Here is a 256-nt window from a genome sequence, read left to right on the forward strand (position 1 = left end):
GTACGGAGTGACCCGTGCCTGGAACTGGATCACAACCATCGCCGCGCTCGTGGTGGCGGCCGGCTGCGTCTTCCTCATCCCCGACAACCTCTCCTACCTGGCCGTCCTCGCGATCGTCACCCTCCTCGGCGTCGTGAACACGGTCTCGACCTGGCTCATCGTGCGCTCGGCGGGGGCGGAGCAGCTGGGCAGGGAGCTGGTGACCAGCGAGGGGCGGGGAGCCGTGGCGCGCGGCGTGCACGACCTCATCGGCCTC

1 pseudogene is annotated in these 256 nt (G+C 70.3%); it reads left to right on the top strand.

What is annotated here, in order from left to right:
- Positions 1–256 (top strand): annotated as a pseudogene (locus tag KVS71_RS17835) (sensor histidine kinase); the annotation flags it as partial.

The sequence above is a fragment of the Microbacterium sp. GbtcB4 genome (assembly GCF_019091465.1).
GTDB lineage: Bacteria > Actinomycetota > Actinomycetes > Actinomycetales > Microbacteriaceae > Microbacterium > Microbacterium paraoxydans.